The sequence below is a fragment of the Desulfofundulus thermocisternus DSM 10259 genome (assembly GCF_000686645.1).
GTDB lineage: Bacteria > Bacillota > Desulfotomaculia > Desulfotomaculales > Desulfovirgulaceae > Desulfofundulus > Desulfofundulus australicus.
Genome location: NZ_JMLG01000004.1, coordinates 21,949 through 37,660 on the forward strand (window position 1 = coordinate 21,949; position 15,712 = coordinate 37,660).

Here is a 15,712-nt window from a genome sequence, read left to right on the forward strand (position 1 = left end):
ACCCGGAGTTGTACTTTGTTACCGCGATGAACATGACGGTGGTAGCAAATTTAAAGCCTGGGTGGATTTACCGGATTATCCAGCCTTAATGCGAATTAATAACAGATAGCCACACTAACTTGCTGGTCGTAATGCCGGCCGGGGTGCCTGAACGAGGGTACAAAGTGGGTATCATGGGCCGGGCACAAAATTGACGGGAGGTGCTGAATTCCTTGCGAGCATGGCTTAACTATTGGCTGGGGTGGCTTCTTTTTCTGGCAGGACTGGGGCTAGCGATATCGGGGTTTGTGAAGTGGTTAATACTTCCCGGCAGTGGTCGGGGAGGGTTTCACGGTCAGGAAGCAGTCTTTATTTTCGCACGCCATACCTGGACGGAAATACACCAGTGGCTGGCGGTAATAATTCTGGTGCTGGTGCTGTTGCATATCTACCTTCACTGGAACTGGATAGTAACAATGAGCCGGCGTATTTTTGGCCGAAAAGTCGGTTAAAAAACTTAAAAACGAAGGCGAGTGCGATAAGCACTACTCGCCGCCCTTTGCCCCCGGTTTGGGATCCTATCCTGGTGGCCGCAAACGTGGCGGTTAAGAAGGCTTAAGGAGGGTGAGGTGCTTCTCTTGAATAATTCTCTGGGCGATTTCTGTCACTGGCCCCCGGACGCGGGTGATTACTTGAAAACCGTTTTCACTTAGCGTTTGTTTGGCTTTTGTGCCTATTTTATCGACGATGATCAGTTTTACTCCTGATTTTTGAAAAAGTTCAATCACTTGTTTGCGGTTGCTCTGGCTGGGATTGACGGAGAAAAAACTTTTTTTCATTGCTGTGCCTTCTATCTCAAGGATGAGAAATGTTTTGGCCCGTTCGAAATATTTATCGACGAGGCCCATTTTTACTGGCAAAGCCACCTTCATTCTGACCCCCCCTTATTTATGAAATGGAAACGGTCAAGCCTGTTGCCACTACAGCTGCCGAGACCACCATTCGCCGGCAAAGCAAACCAAAACCACCGGTTCAATTTTCCGGGACCGGGGCGCTTCCAGAAAGCAGCAAAAGAGTAGCGCTGGTTCGCGTCCTGACTGCCATAGGGTCCCTGTTGTACACGGGATTGCACAGCCTGGTTAATCAGAGGGATGCTGTGGGGAGGACGCAGGGATACATGCGGGGGCAAAACTGCCGCGGCCGTGGGTGGATGCGGCGGGGGCGGGGATGCCGGTACCGGCGAAAATGGTAAGGGGTAAAACGGGGGCCGTTCTGTTGAAGGCCGCACCCGGTAATTATCCATGTTGTGGAAGTTTGGGTCGCCTGCGTTGTGACTGCATGCCGGTAAAGAAGTATTATATGCAATCGCCGGCTGGACACTGGGCAGGCGGTTTGCTGTTTTTCAAAAAGACCTTAAACATTTCCATATCACCATTGAAAATGAGCAAGATAAAAATGATATTTCTATTGAGATAGAGGATGAAGGTGTTGCATACGAAAAAGAGGATAATAGTTGGGATGTATATAGAAGAGGTGTTGGTGGTTCGCCGGGATCTGCAGGAGGATATCCTGCGTGCGTACAGGTTTAAACCCGAAGTTCTGCCTGAAGAAGATGGCTCTTTTTTTAAACGCTCCTAACCGAAAGGCCCATTTTCCTTACATTTTGCGGGTGGAAGCCACGCTGAAAAATCAGCTCGTTGAAGAAGGTAGCGAATACGAACCTGAATTCTTCTCGCTGGCCAGCCCGGCCTTTGAGGATGAAATTGAGGATGATCTGCCCCTGGCCTCCGCATCCCTGTTGAAGCACCGGACTCCGGCCGACCTGGAATGGGAACGGGGCCGCCTGCGGACCCTGCTTGAGGAGATGGCCGACATCAGCGGGCCTTCGTCCAAAATGCAGGTTCTTCTGGACACCCTGGACCGGCGCCGGGACCGGCGGACCGGGCGCATCCGGCAGACCGTCGTCTTCACCCGTTTTTACGATACGCTTAAAGATATCGTTGCCCGGCTGCTCAAATCCGACCCGCAGATGCTCATCGGCACCTACGCCGGGCGGAGATGATCCCGGTGGACCGCGAAGAGGTAAAGGAGCGGTTCCTGCGCGGCGAGATCGACGTCCTTATCTGTACGGATGCAGCGGCGGAAGGTTTAAACCTGCAGACCGCCGGCCTGCTGGTGATCCGCGATCTTCTTGAGACCAGGGCGCGGTCTGCCGGGGAGGGGGCGCTTTTCTGGCCGGTCCTGCGGGAAGTTGCTTCCCTGGTGGAAGAACGGGGGCAGGTCCTTGCCGGCGGCCTGCCGGTGGGGGTCCTCAGGGCAGTGGCCGGGGAGTTGCTGTTTCCATGCCCGGTGCCCGCTGCCGGGGACAGGACTGCTGTCCCGGTCCCGCGCGTCCTGGCCCGGGCGGCTGTTGATGCCGCCAGCCGCCTGGCGGACGGTTTGAAGGTGCGCAAAAGCGAGCTCCGCGTTGATACGGTGCTGGCGCGCCTGCAGCGCGAGATAGAAGCCAGGTGGCGGCAAATACGCCAGACGTCATATAGCTTATAAATACTGAATGGCTTCCGGGTATAGATTACCCGGCTTTTTTATTATGGGATTAATTTTTTTCGTTCGGCGTAAAACAATTAAAGACAGGTTAATTTGCGGGGTGTTTGGAATGGCAGTAAATGATCACTGGCGGGATGGCGCCGCAGGATCTTTCCTGCTCATCGGGGGGGCGGAGGATAAGGACGGGGAGTGCTTCATCCTGCGCGAGTTCGTCCGCCTGGCCGGGGGGGAGCGGGCGGGCATTGCGGTGATCACCACGGCCACCCGCCTGCCCGGGGAAGTGGGTGAGGTCTACCGCCGGGTGTTTCTGCGGCTGGGGGCGGGGGAAGTCTGGCCGGTTCACCTGGACAGCCGGGAAAAGGCCGGGGACCCCCACCATATCGCCATATTGCAGCGGGCCACGGGTGTTTTTTTTACGGGCGGGGACCAGTTGAGGATTACCAGGATCCTGGGTGATACTCCCTTTGAGCGCAGTTTAAAGGCCAACGGTTCCGGGAGGCTGATCATCGGTGGTACCAGTGCCGGTGCGGCGGCCATGGGCGAGATCATGATTACAGGCGGCAGGGGAGGGTATCCTCCCGGCAGGAATGCGGTGAAAATGGCCCCCGGCCTGGGGCTGCTCGGCGGCGTGGTGATTGACCAGCATTTCGCCCAGCGGGGGCGCATCGGCCGGCTTCTTGCCGCCGTGGCCAGCCATCCCCATGTCCTGGGCATCGGCATTGACGAGGATACAGCCATCGCGGTTTCGCCGGGCGGCCGGTTCACCGTGCTGGGTTCTGGTACGGTGACGGTGGTGGACGGGCGGTCCATCACCCGTACCGGCGCTGCCGGTTCGCTTCTCGGGGCAACCCTGCACGTTCTAGCCCCTGGCTACGGGTATGATTTAAAAGCCAGAAAACCCCGCCTTCCGGAAGCGCCGCGGTCTGTTTCCCGTTGAGCCCGGTTGCCGGTCCGCCCGGCACATTTTATTGACTTTGCCTTTTCTTCCTGGTAAAATGGGTGTAAACCTGGAGAAGTAAACTGGCACCCCGTTACGGAAACGGGGGTATCGTGAGGAAAAAGCGGCCACGGAGGCCCGGGTACCCTTTGCGGAAAAAGGGGACGCGGCCTTTTTGTTTTTCCGGGGCCATAGTAAAGAGGTAAACAATAAAGAAGGTGATTTAATTTGGAACTGGTTCCCATTGGGGTGATCCACAGCCCTTACCGGGTGCCCGGCGAGGCGCCCCGCCAGGGTCGTTTTTCCGACCGGGTGGCGGAGCTGGAGATATATCCCCGGTTCAAGGAAGGTTTAAAAGATATGGAGCAGGCAACCCACCTGATTGTGCTGTACTGGTGCCACCTGGCGCAGCGGGACGTTCTGCAGACCAGAACGCCCTGGGGTCCCGAGATACGCGGTGTCTTTGCCTGCCGTTCCCCATCCCGGCCCAACCCCATCGCTTTCTGTGTGGCCGAACTGCTGGAGGTGAAGGAGAACCGCCTGCTGGTGCGCGGGGTCGACGCGCTGGACGGGAGCCCGCTTATAGACATAAAACCGTATTCTTCTGATGTGGACAGTGTTCCCGGGGCACGCATCGGCTGGTTTAAAAAGTAAATCCAGGGGGTTCCCTGTGGCAGTTTAACCTGGCCGAGCTGCGGGTCATCAATGACCAGAGGACAGTAAATTATGATCTTCGGCAGGAGTTGCCTGAAGAACAGGGGGGTGCGCTGCAGCGCTCCGTTCGCCCACAGCATGTTGTCCCTGCTGGCCGGGATGATCCTTTCATTACATAGGGGGCGGGGAAAAGCCGCGTAAGGCTGTTGCTTTGGCAGTTCGGGCAGCTTTCGGGGTAACCGCTGCCTCCGGAAAGGTTGACTTCCCAGATGTGGCCGCAGTCCTGGCACTTAAAGTCGTAAACAGGCATTTTCAACCACCTTGCTTGTTAAAATGAACATATGTTATGTTATAAAAAATATAATCCGCAGGGCTACGGAAGTCAAGTAAAAAATGGCGGCTTACCCTGCCAGGTGTTTCAGGGGATCCTGCAATTAGGGCCGAAAATTAAAAAGTTTTGCATTAAAGTTTTTTGGGGCAAATGTACGTGCATGAAAAATTAAGCTGTTAAAAATTTTTTGTTGCAGGATTTTCTTTTCGTATGTAAAATATTATTGACATGAAACAAGAAATAGGGCGATAAAATTTGGGTCAGGGAGGCCCTTTTGCCGGCCTGAAGGCTGGGCAGAGGGTCTTTTTGTATTTTTCGGAAAATACAGGATAGGAGGGGTTTTTCGATGCCCAAAATCATGATCTGCGGCCGGGGCGGCAGCGGCAAGAGCACGCTGGTTACCCTGCTGGCTAAAGGGCTTGCTGAACGGGGGAAGGTGCTGGTGGTGGATACCGATGAATCAAACCTGGGCCTTCCGGATATGCTGGGTCTCCCCGCGCCGGCGATGACTTTAATGGGTTGCCTGGGCGGTAAACCGGCGGTGCGCGAGAAGTTGCTGGCCTCCATTCAGAAAAAGGGTAACGAAAACACGGGCTTCTTCGCGGACGGCTTAAACCTGGCCAGCTTGCCCCCTGAATGTACTGGTGGGGAGTGGCCGTTGCGTTTCCTGCGTATTGGTAAAATTGAGCGCAGTTTGGAAGGTTGTGCATGTCCCATGGGGGCGGTGGCCCGCTCGTTTTTAAAGCAACTGCAGGTTGGGGAAGGCGAGTGGGTGCTTGTGGATACCGAAGCCGGGGTGGAGCACTTCGGCCGGGGAGTTGTAGAGGGTGTGGACCTGGTGGTGATGGTGGTTGATCCTTCGCGCGAGGCGGTCCTGCTGGCCGAGCGGGCTAAAGCACTGACGGCGGAGGCAGGAAAGGAGTTTGTGGCTGTTTTAAACAAGGTCGATGCCGAGACAGAATCTTTTTTACGCCGTGAGCTCTCTGAGAAAGGTATTCCGGTGCGGGGTGCGTTTGGTTTTGCGCCGGAAATCATGAAGGCCAACCTGGCAGGCAATCCGCTGCCGGCGGTAAACTACCGGGAACAGGTGAAAGCACTGCTGGCTTCCCTCCTGGCTCAGTGCTTTTGTTAATTGGTCCGGGGAAGGAAGGTTAAGGGGATGCGCGCAAGAGTATTGAGGACGGGTTTCCTGCTCATTTCGCTGCTGGTTACCCTGGTTGTCCTGGGCGGGTGCGGTGCCAAAACAGCCGGGCAGGATACGTCTGCGCCGCAGAAAGCCGTTGTCACCGACCTGGCCGGCCGGCAGGTGGAAGTTCCCGTTCCGGCAAATAAAGTGGTGGCCATCGGCCCCGGCGCATTGCGGCTGGTTTGCTATGTCAACGGCGCGGATAAGGTGGTGGGTGTGGAAAACCTGGAAAAACAGCAGCCCACCGGCCGGCCCTATATCCTGGCCCATCCCGAATTAAAGGATTTGCCCACCATTGGCCAGGGAGGGCCCGATTCCACCCCGGACGCGGAAAAGCTGGTCAGCGTCAGGCCGGATGTAATTTTTGTGGCCTACCTGGTGGATAAAACCCGGGCCGATGAGCTCCAGGCTAAGACCGGGATTCCGGTGGTGGTTTTAAGCTACGGCAGGCTGGCCACCTTTGACGAGGACGTTTATAAGTCCCTTGAGCTGATTGGCAAAATTACCGGCAGTGAGGAAAGGGCCCGGGAAGTAGTTGATTACCTGAAAAAATGCCAGCAGGATTTGCATGAGAGGACGAAGGACATTCCTGAAGACAAAAAACCCGGGGTCTACGTGGGCGCCCTGGGCATGAAGGGAGTGAACGGCATCGAGAGCACCCAGGCCAAATATCCGCCCTTTGTAGCTGTTAATGCCCGGAATGTGGTTGATGAAACGGGTAAAACGGGAAGTGTCATGATCGACAAGGAAAAGCTCCTGGAATGGGACCCCGATATTATCTTTATCGATGAAGGCGGCTTAAACCTCGTGCGGGAAGACTACAAGAAGAACCCGCAGTTTTACCAGTCCCTGAAGGCGGTCAAAACAGGCCGGGTTTACGGCCAGATTCCTTATAATTACTACACCACGAACATCGGCACCGCCATTGCCGACGCCTACTACGCCGGAAAAGTGATTTACCCCGAACAATTTAAAGATATCGACCCGGCCCGAAAGGCCGATGAGATTTACCAGTTTCTTTTGGGCAAACCTTTATATGAACAGATGGCAAAAGATTACGGTGGATTTAAAAGGCTGGATCTAGCTGGTCAGTAGTACTTGAGGGGATAGAAAAAATATGCGGCAGGTAGCAATGGAGAACATCCCGGAAAGTTACCTTAAAAGTTACCTTAATTATACCCGGAGAAAAGTTTTCATCACTTGCCTGCTTGTCCTTTTAACCGCCCTGCTGGGTGTGTACGCCATCAACTCCGGGTCGGCGGAGCTTTCGCCGGCCCAGGTGCTGCTGACCCTGCTGGGCAAAGCGGAGGGACGTTTAAATATCATTATCTGGAATATCCGGTTGCCCCGGGTGCTGGCGGCGGTCACTGCCGGGGTCGGCCTTTCCGTGGCGGGTTGCGTGATGCAAAACCTCCTGCGCAATCCCCTGGCGTCCCCTTTCACCCTGGGCATTTCGCAGGGCGCGGCCTTTGGCGCCGCCGTGGCCATCATTGCCCTGGGGGCGGGGAGCACCCACAGCACCAGCGCTGATGCAGTCATCATCAACAACCCCTACCTGGTCACCATTTCCGCCTTTGTGGGGGCGATGGCGACGACCCTGGTGGTCCTCTTCCTGGCCCGGGTCAGGGGGGTCACTCCCGAAGCGATGGTCCTGGCGGGGGTGGCCCTGGGCTCCCTTTTTTCAGCCGCCACCATTATCCTGCAGTTTTTTGCCAGCGACGTGCAGGTGGCTTCGATTGTTTTCTGGACCTTCGGCGACATCGGCCGGGCTTCCTGGCTGGAAATTGAAATTATGGCTGTTTTAACCCTGGCGGCGCTGCTTTACTTTATGACCAACCGATGGAATTATAACGCCCTGGACGGTGGCGAGGAAACAGCCAGAGGGCTGGGTGTCGATGTGGAGAGACTCAGGTTGACCGGGATGTTTGTGGCCTCCCTGATCACGGCGGTAACTGTTTCCTTTCTGGGCATCATCGGCTTTATAGGTCTGGTGGGCCCGCACATGATGAGGAGGGTGCTGGGCAGCGACCACCGTTTTCTAATCCCGGCTGCCAGCGTAATGGGGGGGCTGTTGCTGCTTGCTTCCGATACCCTGGCCAGAACCATTATTTCCCCGGTTGTTCTGCCCGTGGGGGCGGTTACTTCCTTTATGGGTGCCCCGCTGTTCCTATACCTTCTCTCCAGGGGGTACGGCAAAAGATGATCCTGTCGGTAGACGGAGTGGAATTCAGTTACAGCAGCCGGCCCGTGTTAAAGGATATCAAATTTGAAGTCAACAGGGGAGAATTTTTTTCTATCCTGGGCAACAACGGCGCCGGTAAGTCCACCCTGCTCAAGTGCCTGAACAGAATTTTAAAGCCGCAAACGGGGACAATTCTCATTGAAAAAGAAGACCTGTTTGCGCTCAGCCCCCGGGAAGTTGCCCGCCGCCTTGGGTACGTGGCGCAAAGATACGAAAGCACCCGGTTTACAGTCTTCGATGCCGTGCTGCTGGGCAGGAAGCCCCATATCAAATGGGGGGCCACGGCAAGGGATCTGGAAATTGTGCGGAAAGTGCTGGCCGTTCTCGGACTGGAGGAATTTTCCCTGCGTTACCTGGACGAGTTGAGCGGCGGAGAGCTGCAGAAGGTGGTTATTGCCCGGGCCCTGGCCCAGGAACCCCGGGTTCTTTTGCTGGACGAACCCACCAGCAACCTGGATCTGAAGAATCAATTCGAGGTTTTGAAAACGGTAAAGAAAGCGGCCAGGGAGCAGAATATAGCAGCAGTGGTGGTAATGCACGACCTCAACCTGGCCCTGCGGTTTGCAGATAAATTCCTGCTTCTGAAGAACAGGACCGTCTTTGCCTGCGGGGGGATGGAAATCATGACTCCGGAAAACATCGCTGGCGTCTACGGCGTTCCGGTAGCGGTGGAAAGACTGGCTAACATACCTGTAGTCGTACCGCTGTAACAGCCCGGGGTAGTCTTCATGGTTTTTTTGAGGTAGCTGAATTAGGAAAGCAGGTGGTTTTTTGCAGTTATTTCCAGTGGGTGATCGCGAGTTTTGGGTGAAACTCTGGCAGGATGCCCGGGAAAACTCGCCGTTAACACGGCGGCGTTGCCGTAGCGAGAAAGAGATGGTAGAAAATTGGAGCCGGCGCTCCAGCTGGTTTGCCCGGCGTACCGGCAATAATAGGGGCCACGCCAGGCGAAAAATGGTGCTGGATATGCTGAAACGGGAAGGTGCGCTCGGTCCGGAGGTCAAAGTGCTCGACATAGGAGCCGGGCCGGGTAACTATGCCATTCCCATGGCCCGGTTGTGCGAGCAGGTAACCGCCCTTGAACCTGCCGCCGGGATGGTAAAAATATTGGAAGAGAGGGCGAGGGCAGAGCAACTAAAAAATATCACCATTATCCAAAAAACCTGGCAGGAAGTGGATATAGAAAAGGATGACCTTACCGGCCGGTTTGATCTGGTGTTTGCCTCGATGACACCCGGGGTGCGGGACCCGGAAACGCTGCAAAAAATGCTTGCAGCTTCCAGGAAGTTTTGCTTCTTGAGTGCTTTTTCCGGAAGGCGCTGGGGAAGGGCACACCGTGAACTCTGGCAGCAGTTCTTTGATGAAGACATGGGTGATAATTCGGGGGATATAATTTACCCGTTTGGTTTGCTTTATGCCATGGGTTACCGGCCCAACCTCAAATTTTTTACCACCAACCGGGTGGAAGAAGAACCAGTGGAAAAAGCAGTGGAGAATTTGGCAGAATTTTTCTGGAGCTATATGGATATCACTCCCGATATCAGGCGGACAATCGAGCGCTATGTAAAAAAGCATGCCGAAAACGGCGTTTTTCGCCAGGAAACCACCTTCTGCACCGGTATGATGCTGTGGCGGGTCGATGAAATTTTTACATGAGTTAAGACCCTGGGATTTATTTAGAATTGGAGGTGGCGCAATGCCCAGAAAATGCTTTTTAATCGTATTAATGCTGGTTATATCATTAAGCCTTCTTCTGTTTGGTTGTGGGACAGATCAAGCCAGGGATGACCAGAAACCTGGCGTAGCGAAGGGGGGGGAACAGCGGCAGGTAGATATTATCAGGCTGGCCGGGGGAGATTGGGGTTACCCGACACCCTATGCTGTTTATCCCCGGGGGCCGGGGAGCTTTAAGATGCGCCTGATTTTCGACGGCCTTTTGGAGCGGGATGAAAAGGGGCTCATCCCCTGGCTGGCGGAAAAATATGAAATCAAAGAAGGGGGCAAACAGTACCTTTTTACTGTGCGCAACGGCGTAAAGTGGCAGGACGGTAAGCCTTTAACCGCCGAAGACGTGAAATTTACCTTTGAATATGCCACTAAATACCCAATGGTCGGGGTAACGCTGGATAAAAAAGATATACAAAAAATAGAAATAGTCGGCGACCGCCAGGTGCGAATCACCGTTACAGAACCAAACGCAGCCATGTTGTATAAGCTGGGTATGGTACCCATCATCCCCAAACACATCTGGGAAAACGTGGATAACCCGAAGGAGTTTACAAAGCCAGAAGCGGTCATCGGGACCGGCCCCTACCGCCTGACGGAGTACAGCAAGGAACACGGTACTTACCGTTTTGAAGCGTTTGATGGCTTCTGGGGACCAAAACAGAGGGTCAAAGTAATCGAGTTTGTGCCGGTTAGTGAGGAAGTGCTGGCCTTTGAAAAAGGGGAGATTGACCTGGCCGGCATTACGCCCGATGTACTACCGCGTTTCCAAAAAGACCCGCAGTACAAAATAGTTAAAAGCCCTGCATTTTGGGGCTACCGCTTGCTGTTCAATATGAAGGATTACCCGATCTTGCAGCATAAAGAGTTGCGGCAGGCCATTGCCTATGCCATTGATGCTCAAGAGCTGATTGACAAGGTAGCCCGGGGCGCTGCCGTTCCCGGCAGTGCCGGCATCCTGCCCCCTGACCATGTGATGTATAATCCTGGTGTGAAGCAGTACAAGCCTGACCTGCAGAAGGCAGGCGAGCTGCTGGCAAAATTGGGGTACGACAAGCTGGACGAAAACGGCATCCGCCAGAATCAAAAAGGAGAAAAACTTTCCTTCAACCTGCTGGTATCCAGCGGTGAGGTCAGGCTGGCGGAAGTATTGAAAGAACAACTGGCCAGAGCAGGCATTGAGATAAAAGTGCAAAGCGTGGACATGAAGACCCGGGATGCCCGCGTCAGGGAGTATAAATATCAACTCGCCGTCACGGGACATGGTGGTTGGGGGAATGATGCGGACTACTTGCGCCAGAGGTTTGCCAGTTATTCTAAAGAGAGTGGACTGATGGCTTCTGCTCCGGGCACGCCGGGTTATCGAAATGAGGAATTGAACGCCTTGCTGGATAAGCAGCGCCGGGAGTTTAACGAGCAAAAGCGCAAAGAGTTGATCTTTAAAATCCAGGAAGTTTTGGCCGAGGACGTCCCGGAGCTGCCCCTTTACTACACCACCGGCTACACCGTGTACAGGCCGGCCAAATATGACGGCTGGATGTTCATGTTTGATCACCATTCTTTAACTCATAGCAAGCTGTCTTACCTGGAAAGGGGTTAATCCTGCTTGAGAAGGAAGAGGGTCACCAGGCTAATGGAATATCTTTTTACCATATGGGTCGTCGTGACCCTCAACTTTTTGCTTCCCCGGGCCATGCCTGGTGATCCCTTTCTGTATCTCTCTGCAGAGGAAGGCCAGGAAGTGACGGGGTTTTCAGAGGAGCAGCGTCAGTATTATCTCGAATATTACGGGCTGGACCGGCCTGTTGCCGGGCAGTACCTGTCTTACCTGTCTGATTTGTTGCGGGGAAATTTAGGGTACAGTTTGTACTATAATGAACCGGTGAGCACAATTATCCTGCGCCGCTTACCGTGGACAACTTTTCTGGTAATAGCGGCAGTGTTGCTGAGTACTGTCTTTGGTACTATTCTGGGCAGCATATCCGCCTGGTACCGGGAGAAATGGCCGGACAAATTCTTGTTCTTTTGCTTGATTCTCCTGTCAGAGGTTCCGGCTTTTCTCCTGGGTCTCGTTTTACTTTTTACCTTTGCCGCAGGTTTGGGATTATTCCCCCTGTCGGGGGCCATCACGCATTTTGCCAATTATAGTAGTTGGTGGGAAAAGTTGCTTGATATCTTGCATCATGCTTTCCTGCCCGTAATGGCCTTGACCATTGCCCGGCTGGGCGGTATGTATTTGCTTTCCAGAAACAGTATGACGACCGTGCTGGAAAAGGATTACCTGCGTACTGCCTGGGCCAAAGGGCTTCCCCAAAAACGCATCATTTTTCGCCATGCCCTGAGGAATGCCATGCTTCCCATAGTAACACGGGTGTTTTTAAGCCTTGGTTCCCTTGTGGGTGGCGCAATTCTGGTGGAAAATGTTTTTGCCTACCCGGGGCTGGGGCATTTAATGAGGGAAGCAGTTATGGTCCATGATTATCCGCTTGTTCAGGGGATTTTCCTGGTGGTAACCATATGTGTTTTGCTGGCTAATTTTCTAGCCGATTTAGTTTACAGGAAGCTTGACCCGCGGATTGGTGACTATAGCGGGATACATGGGGGATAACCTTGGGGAGAATGCCGGAGTTGCTGGTGAAAATAGTCGAGCGGGTAAAAGAATTTTCCCTGCCGGGGAAAGCCGGCCTTGTGGTGATTCTGGTTGTCCTGCTGGTAGCTATCCTGGCTCCTTGTATTTCCATCCATCCCCACAATATCTCATCGGGACCGCCTCTTGTGCCGCCGGGAGGAGGGCACCCTTTGGGTACCGATGAGCTTGGTGTTGATCTCTGGGCCCAGATATGCTACGGGGCCAGGGTCAGCTTGCTCGTGGGTTTTGGCACGGCCTTACTGGCTGCCCTGGGTGGCGGCCTGATGGGCATTGTTTCGGGGTACCTGGGCGGGTGGCCCGATAAGGTTTTAATGAGGTTAATTGATATTATGATTATATTGCCGGACCTGCCGGTGATGATTGTGCTGGCGGCTTTTTTCGGTCCCAGTCTTCTAAACATCATTTTAGTGCTGGCCCTGTTTTCCTGGGTTTTTCCCGCCAGAATCGTGCGTTCCCAGATACTGATGTTGAAGGAACGGAGCTATATCAAAGCGGCGGAGACATATGGTGCCGGCGTCTGGTATCTAATGTGGAAGCATTTTCTCCCGGAAGTTTTCCCTTTGGTGGCAGTAAATATGATCAGGCTTTCGGGGAGGGCAATTGTTGCCGAAGCCGGGCTTTCCTTTCTGGGGTTGGGGGACCCTACTTCCAAAAGCTGGGGTTTAATCATTCACCATGCTACCAATTTTAAGGGGATATACTATACGGATTTCTGGAAATGGTGGTTGCTCTACCCGTGGCTGGCCTTGATTATAATGGTAATTTCCCTGGCCTTTATCAGCCGTGAGCTGGAACGAATGGTCGACCCGCGCCTGGGAAGGTAAATATTTATACCTGGGGGTATTCGCCGTGACCGCTGATCAATATTTGCTGGAAATAAAAAACCTGTCCATTACGTATCATGCCGTACACCCGCCGGTAAAGGCCGTTGACGGCGTGTCCCTGCAACTTCGAAAAGGAGAGAGCCTGGGGATTATTGGGGAATCCGGATGTGGGAAAAGTACCCTGGCCCTGGGGATAATGGGGTTGATCAAACAGGGCATCGTTGAAGGGGAAATAATTTACAGGGGTCAAAACCTGGTGGGGTTGCCGGAAAAGAGACTGAGAAATTATCGCTGGAAAGATATGGCCATGGTGTTTCAAAACTCCCTGGAAGTGCTTAATCCCGTCCTCAGCATTGGAGAACAAATAGGAGAGCCTTTGCGGGCTCATTATAACTTATCCCCCATGGAGATTGACCAGAAGGTTGTAAAATTATTGGAAATGGCAGGCCTTGAGCCGGAGTGGCGGCACTATTACCCGCACCAGTTATCAGGGGGGATGAGGCAGCGGGTACTTCTGGCCATGGCTTTGTCCTGTGATCCGGAACTGTTGATTGTGGATGAGCCTACCACCTCGCTGGACCCGGCAGGTAAAAATGAAATTTTGCAGTTGCTGCAGAAATTGCAGAAAAAGCTGGGCTTTGCCATGATTTTAATATCCCATGATTTGGGAGCAGTTAAAAAGCTTACCTCCAGAGTTATGACCCTGTACTGTGGGCGCGTGGTCGAGCTGGGGATTACCTCCGAGGTGCTTAAAAATCCCATGCACTGTTACACCCGCGGATTGCTGAATTCTTCCCCCAATTTCTTTAAATATAAAGACCTGTGGGGAATTGGCGGGGAGCCTCCCCTGGGAGACTCTGTAGAAGGTTGCGCTTTTTATCCCCGGTGTTGCCAGGGAGAAGAAAGTTGCCGTAAGACCAGACCTCCCCTCAGGTATGTAGCCCTTGAGCGCATGGTAGCCTGTCACAAGGGGGGTATCGAAACGTTTCTCAGGGCGGAAGGGATTCGAAAAAAATACATATTGAAGGATAGAGAAATTGAGGCAGTGAAAGGAGTTAGCCTGGAAATTAAAAGCGGTGAGGTGGTGGCCCTGGTGGGGGAATCCGGTTCCGGCAAATCTACGCTTGCCCACATTTTGGCAGGGGTTTTGCCGGCCGATGCGGGCCAGGTATTTTTTAAAAACAAAAAGGTGGAAGGAAGATGGGCCACTAAAATGCTGGGTGGTATGCAAATAATCTTCCAGGATCCGTTCTCTGCCACCAGTCACCGCATGAAGGTTCTGGAAGTGGTTAGAGAACCGCTGGACATAATTAAGTGGGGCAGTAAAGAAGAAAGGGAAGAAGAAGCAATTAAGGCTTTGCAGAAGGTACAGTTGCCCGTCTCCCCGGAATTTTTAAATCGTTACTGTTGCGCCTTAAGTGGAGGACAGCGACAGCGTCTGGCCATCGCCCGCGCCCTGGTGACAAAGCCGAAGCTGTTGATTGCCGACGAAGTGACCTCGATGCTGGACCCTTCCACCCAGGCCAATCTTTTAAGGGAGCTGAAAGCGCTCCAGAACAGGCATGGATTTGCCATGCTTTATATTACCCACGATTTGCATCTGGCCCGTAAAATTGCCGATAAAGTTTATGTTATGTATCGAGGTGAAATAGTGGAGAGGGGTGTATCCTTCGAAATATTCGAAAACCCGGAACATGTTTACACCAAAAGACTATTGAGAGAGGCCTTCAGAGATTTGGTTTGATCTGAATGCCGGGCGAACCGCCGGTTCTCGACGCCAGGCCGGCAATAATTACGCTGCTGTCCAGGAATACTTTAATTTGTTTATTTTTGCAGCCAGGCAGGCTTAGAGGGTTTGCGCAAAACTGCTGTGTTCAGGTAAAATAATGAAAAAACCGCGGATTAAGACAATGCCAGAACCAGTACCGGAGAATGGAGGTGCGAAAAATGAACGTCGTCCCGGGTGAGCTGGCGGCCGGCCGGCAAAGGTATACCTACGAAGACTACTGCCGCCTTCCGGAAGGGTCACCCTATCAACTGATTGGGGGGGAACTGGTCATGACACCCTCGCCCACACCCTACCACCAGATGGTGTCCATGAAACTGGAATTAAAAATGGCGGGTTATGTCCTGGAAAAGGGACTGGGCATTGTTTTAGACGCTCCCGTCGACGTCTATCTGGAAGAAACGGAAACCTACCAGCCGGACATAATTTATATTTCCAACGAAAGGCTGTCCATTATCGAAGAGAAGCGGATTAATGGCGCCCCGGATCTGGTGGTGGAGATCCTTTCCCCCGGTACCGGCTATTACGACCTGCGGACCAAGTATAAGGTTTACGAAAAGAGCGGCGTCAGGGAATACTGGATCGTTGATCCCCATAGTAAATCGGTCCAGGTTTTTTGCCTGAAGGGCGGGAAATATGTCCTGGACCAGGAAGTGGAGCAGCAGGGGGAGGTTCAATCCCGTATAATTCCAGGATTTGCGGTAGAGGTGGAAAGTATTTTTTAAAAGTTAGCCGACGGCTTCTCCAGGCCCGAAAGGGCCTGGTTATGCCTATTGCCCTCCGCTGCATGGGGTATTTTTTCAACCATATTGGTCAATAATGGTAATACAGTTATTTTGCGGAGGGCAATT

General features: G+C 53.4%; 17 protein-coding genes. 15 read left to right on the plus strand and 2 right to left on the minus strand.

Annotated features, from left to right (window positions below; all coding sequences use genetic code 11):
• Nucleotides 1-200 precede the first annotated feature (200 nt).
• On the plus strand, nt 201-491 hold the full coding sequence (locus tag BR83_RS0105145; RefSeq protein WP_084327072.1) for a DUF4405 domain-containing protein: 291 nt from the start codon (nt 201-203) through the stop codon (nt 489-491).
• 93 nt (nt 492-584) lie between these two features.
• Here the strand turns inward: BR83_RS0105145 and BR83_RS0105150 are convergent, their stop codons facing one another.
• Nucleotides 585-911, minus strand: coding sequence for a NifB/NifX family molybdenum-iron cluster-binding protein (locus BR83_RS0105150; protein ID WP_027356179.1), 327 nt, complete (start codon nt 909-911; stop codon nt 585-587).
• A gap of 641 nt (nt 912-1,552) precedes the next feature.
• On the opposite strand from BR83_RS0105150, the gene BR83_RS17385 reads away from it, so the two are divergent.
• The 4 genes from BR83_RS17385 to tsaA all read left to right on the plus strand — a co-directional run bounded on the left by BR83_RS17385 (nt 1,553) and on the right by tsaA (nt 4,117).
• Complete coding sequence (locus BR83_RS17385) at nt 1,553-2,041, plus strand: hypothetical protein (RefSeq protein WP_027356180.1); 489 nt, start codon at nt 1,553-1,555, stop codon at nt 2,039-2,041.
• Between the two features lie 5 nt (nt 2,042-2,046).
• Nucleotides 2,047-2,526: a C-terminal helicase domain-containing protein gene (locus BR83_RS17285; protein WP_027356181.1), complete on the plus strand. Its 480-nt coding sequence runs from the start codon at nt 2,047-2,049 to the stop codon at nt 2,524-2,526.
• A gap of 109 nt (nt 2,527-2,635) precedes the next feature.
• Nucleotides 2,636-3,463 carry a cyanophycinase gene (locus BR83_RS0105165; RefSeq protein WP_027356182.1) on the plus strand — a complete coding sequence of 276 codons (828 nt, stop codon included), beginning with the start codon at nt 2,636-2,638 and terminating at the stop codon, nt 3,461-3,463.
• 228 nt (nt 3,464-3,691) lie between these two features.
• Nucleotides 3,692-4,117 (plus strand): tRNA (N6-threonylcarbamoyladenosine(37)-N6)-methyltransferase TrmO, encoded by a 426-nt coding sequence (gene tsaA, locus BR83_RS0105170; protein ID WP_027356183.1) that lies wholly within the window; start codon nt 3,692-3,694, stop codon nt 4,115-4,117.
• 70 nt (nt 4,118-4,187) lie between these two features.
• Here the strand turns inward: tsaA and BR83_RS17850 are convergent, their stop codons facing one another.
• On the minus strand, nt 4,188-4,427 hold the full coding sequence (locus tag BR83_RS17850) for an FmdB family zinc ribbon protein (RefSeq protein WP_084327073.1): 240 nt from the start codon (nt 4,425-4,427) through the stop codon (nt 4,188-4,190).
• Between the two features lie 367 nt (nt 4,428-4,794).
• Between BR83_RS17850 and BR83_RS0105180 the strand changes: the two genes are divergently transcribed.
• From BR83_RS0105180 to BR83_RS0105225, 10 genes are all read left to right on the plus strand, one after another.
• Nucleotides 4,795-5,580, plus strand: coding sequence for an ATP-binding protein (locus tag BR83_RS0105180; protein WP_027356185.1), 786 nt, complete (start codon nt 4,795-4,797; stop codon nt 5,578-5,580).
• A 27-nt stretch (nt 5,581-5,607) separates the two neighbouring features.
• The gene (locus BR83_RS0105185; RefSeq protein ID WP_027356186.1) at nt 5,608-6,729 is read left to right on the plus strand and encodes an iron ABC transporter substrate-binding protein; all 1,122 of its coding nucleotides are present in this window, start codon (nt 5,608-5,610) and stop codon (nt 6,727-6,729) included.
• Between the two features lie 22 nt (nt 6,730-6,751).
• The gene (locus BR83_RS0105190) at nt 6,752-7,837 is read left to right on the plus strand and encodes a FecCD family ABC transporter permease (protein ID WP_027356187.1); all 1,086 of its coding nucleotides are present in this window, start codon (nt 6,752-6,754) and stop codon (nt 7,835-7,837) included.
• A complete protein-coding gene (locus BR83_RS0105195) occupies nt 7,834-8,586 on the plus strand; it encodes an ABC transporter ATP-binding protein (protein WP_027356188.1) in 753 nt (250 codons plus the stop codon). Before BR83_RS0105190 ends, BR83_RS0105195 begins: the two co-directional genes overlap by 4 nt.
• Nucleotides 8,587-8,647: 61 nt before the next feature.
• Entirely contained in the window at nt 8,648-9,532 is an 885-nt protein-coding gene (locus BR83_RS0105200) for a class I SAM-dependent methyltransferase (protein ID WP_027356189.1), read from the plus strand.
• 40 nt (nt 9,533-9,572) lie between these two features.
• Nucleotides 9,573-11,201 (plus strand): ABC transporter substrate-binding protein, encoded by a 1,629-nt coding sequence (locus BR83_RS0105205; RefSeq protein ID WP_027356190.1) that lies wholly within the window; start codon nt 9,573-9,575, stop codon nt 11,199-11,201.
• Between the two features lie 33 nt (nt 11,202-11,234).
• Nucleotides 11,235-12,209: an ABC transporter permease gene (locus BR83_RS0105210; protein WP_034634559.1), complete on the plus strand. Its 975-nt coding sequence runs from the start codon at nt 11,235-11,237 to the stop codon at nt 12,207-12,209.
• Nucleotides 12,210-12,220: 11 nt separating this feature from the next.
• Nucleotides 12,221-13,075 carry an ABC transporter permease gene (locus tag BR83_RS0105215; RefSeq protein WP_034634585.1) on the plus strand — a complete coding sequence of 285 codons (855 nt, stop codon included), beginning with the start codon at nt 12,221-12,223 and terminating at the stop codon, nt 13,073-13,075.
• 25 nt (nt 13,076-13,100) lie between these two features.
• Nucleotides 13,101-14,819, plus strand: a complete 1,719-nt coding sequence (locus BR83_RS0105220) for an ABC transporter ATP-binding protein (RefSeq protein ID WP_027356193.1) — start codon at nt 13,101-13,103, stop codon at nt 14,817-14,819.
• 203 nt (nt 14,820-15,022) lie between these two features.
• Complete coding sequence (locus BR83_RS0105225) at nt 15,023-15,586, plus strand: Uma2 family endonuclease (RefSeq protein ID WP_027356194.1); 564 nt, start codon at nt 15,023-15,025, stop codon at nt 15,584-15,586.
• Nucleotides 15,587-15,712 lie beyond the last annotated feature (126 nt).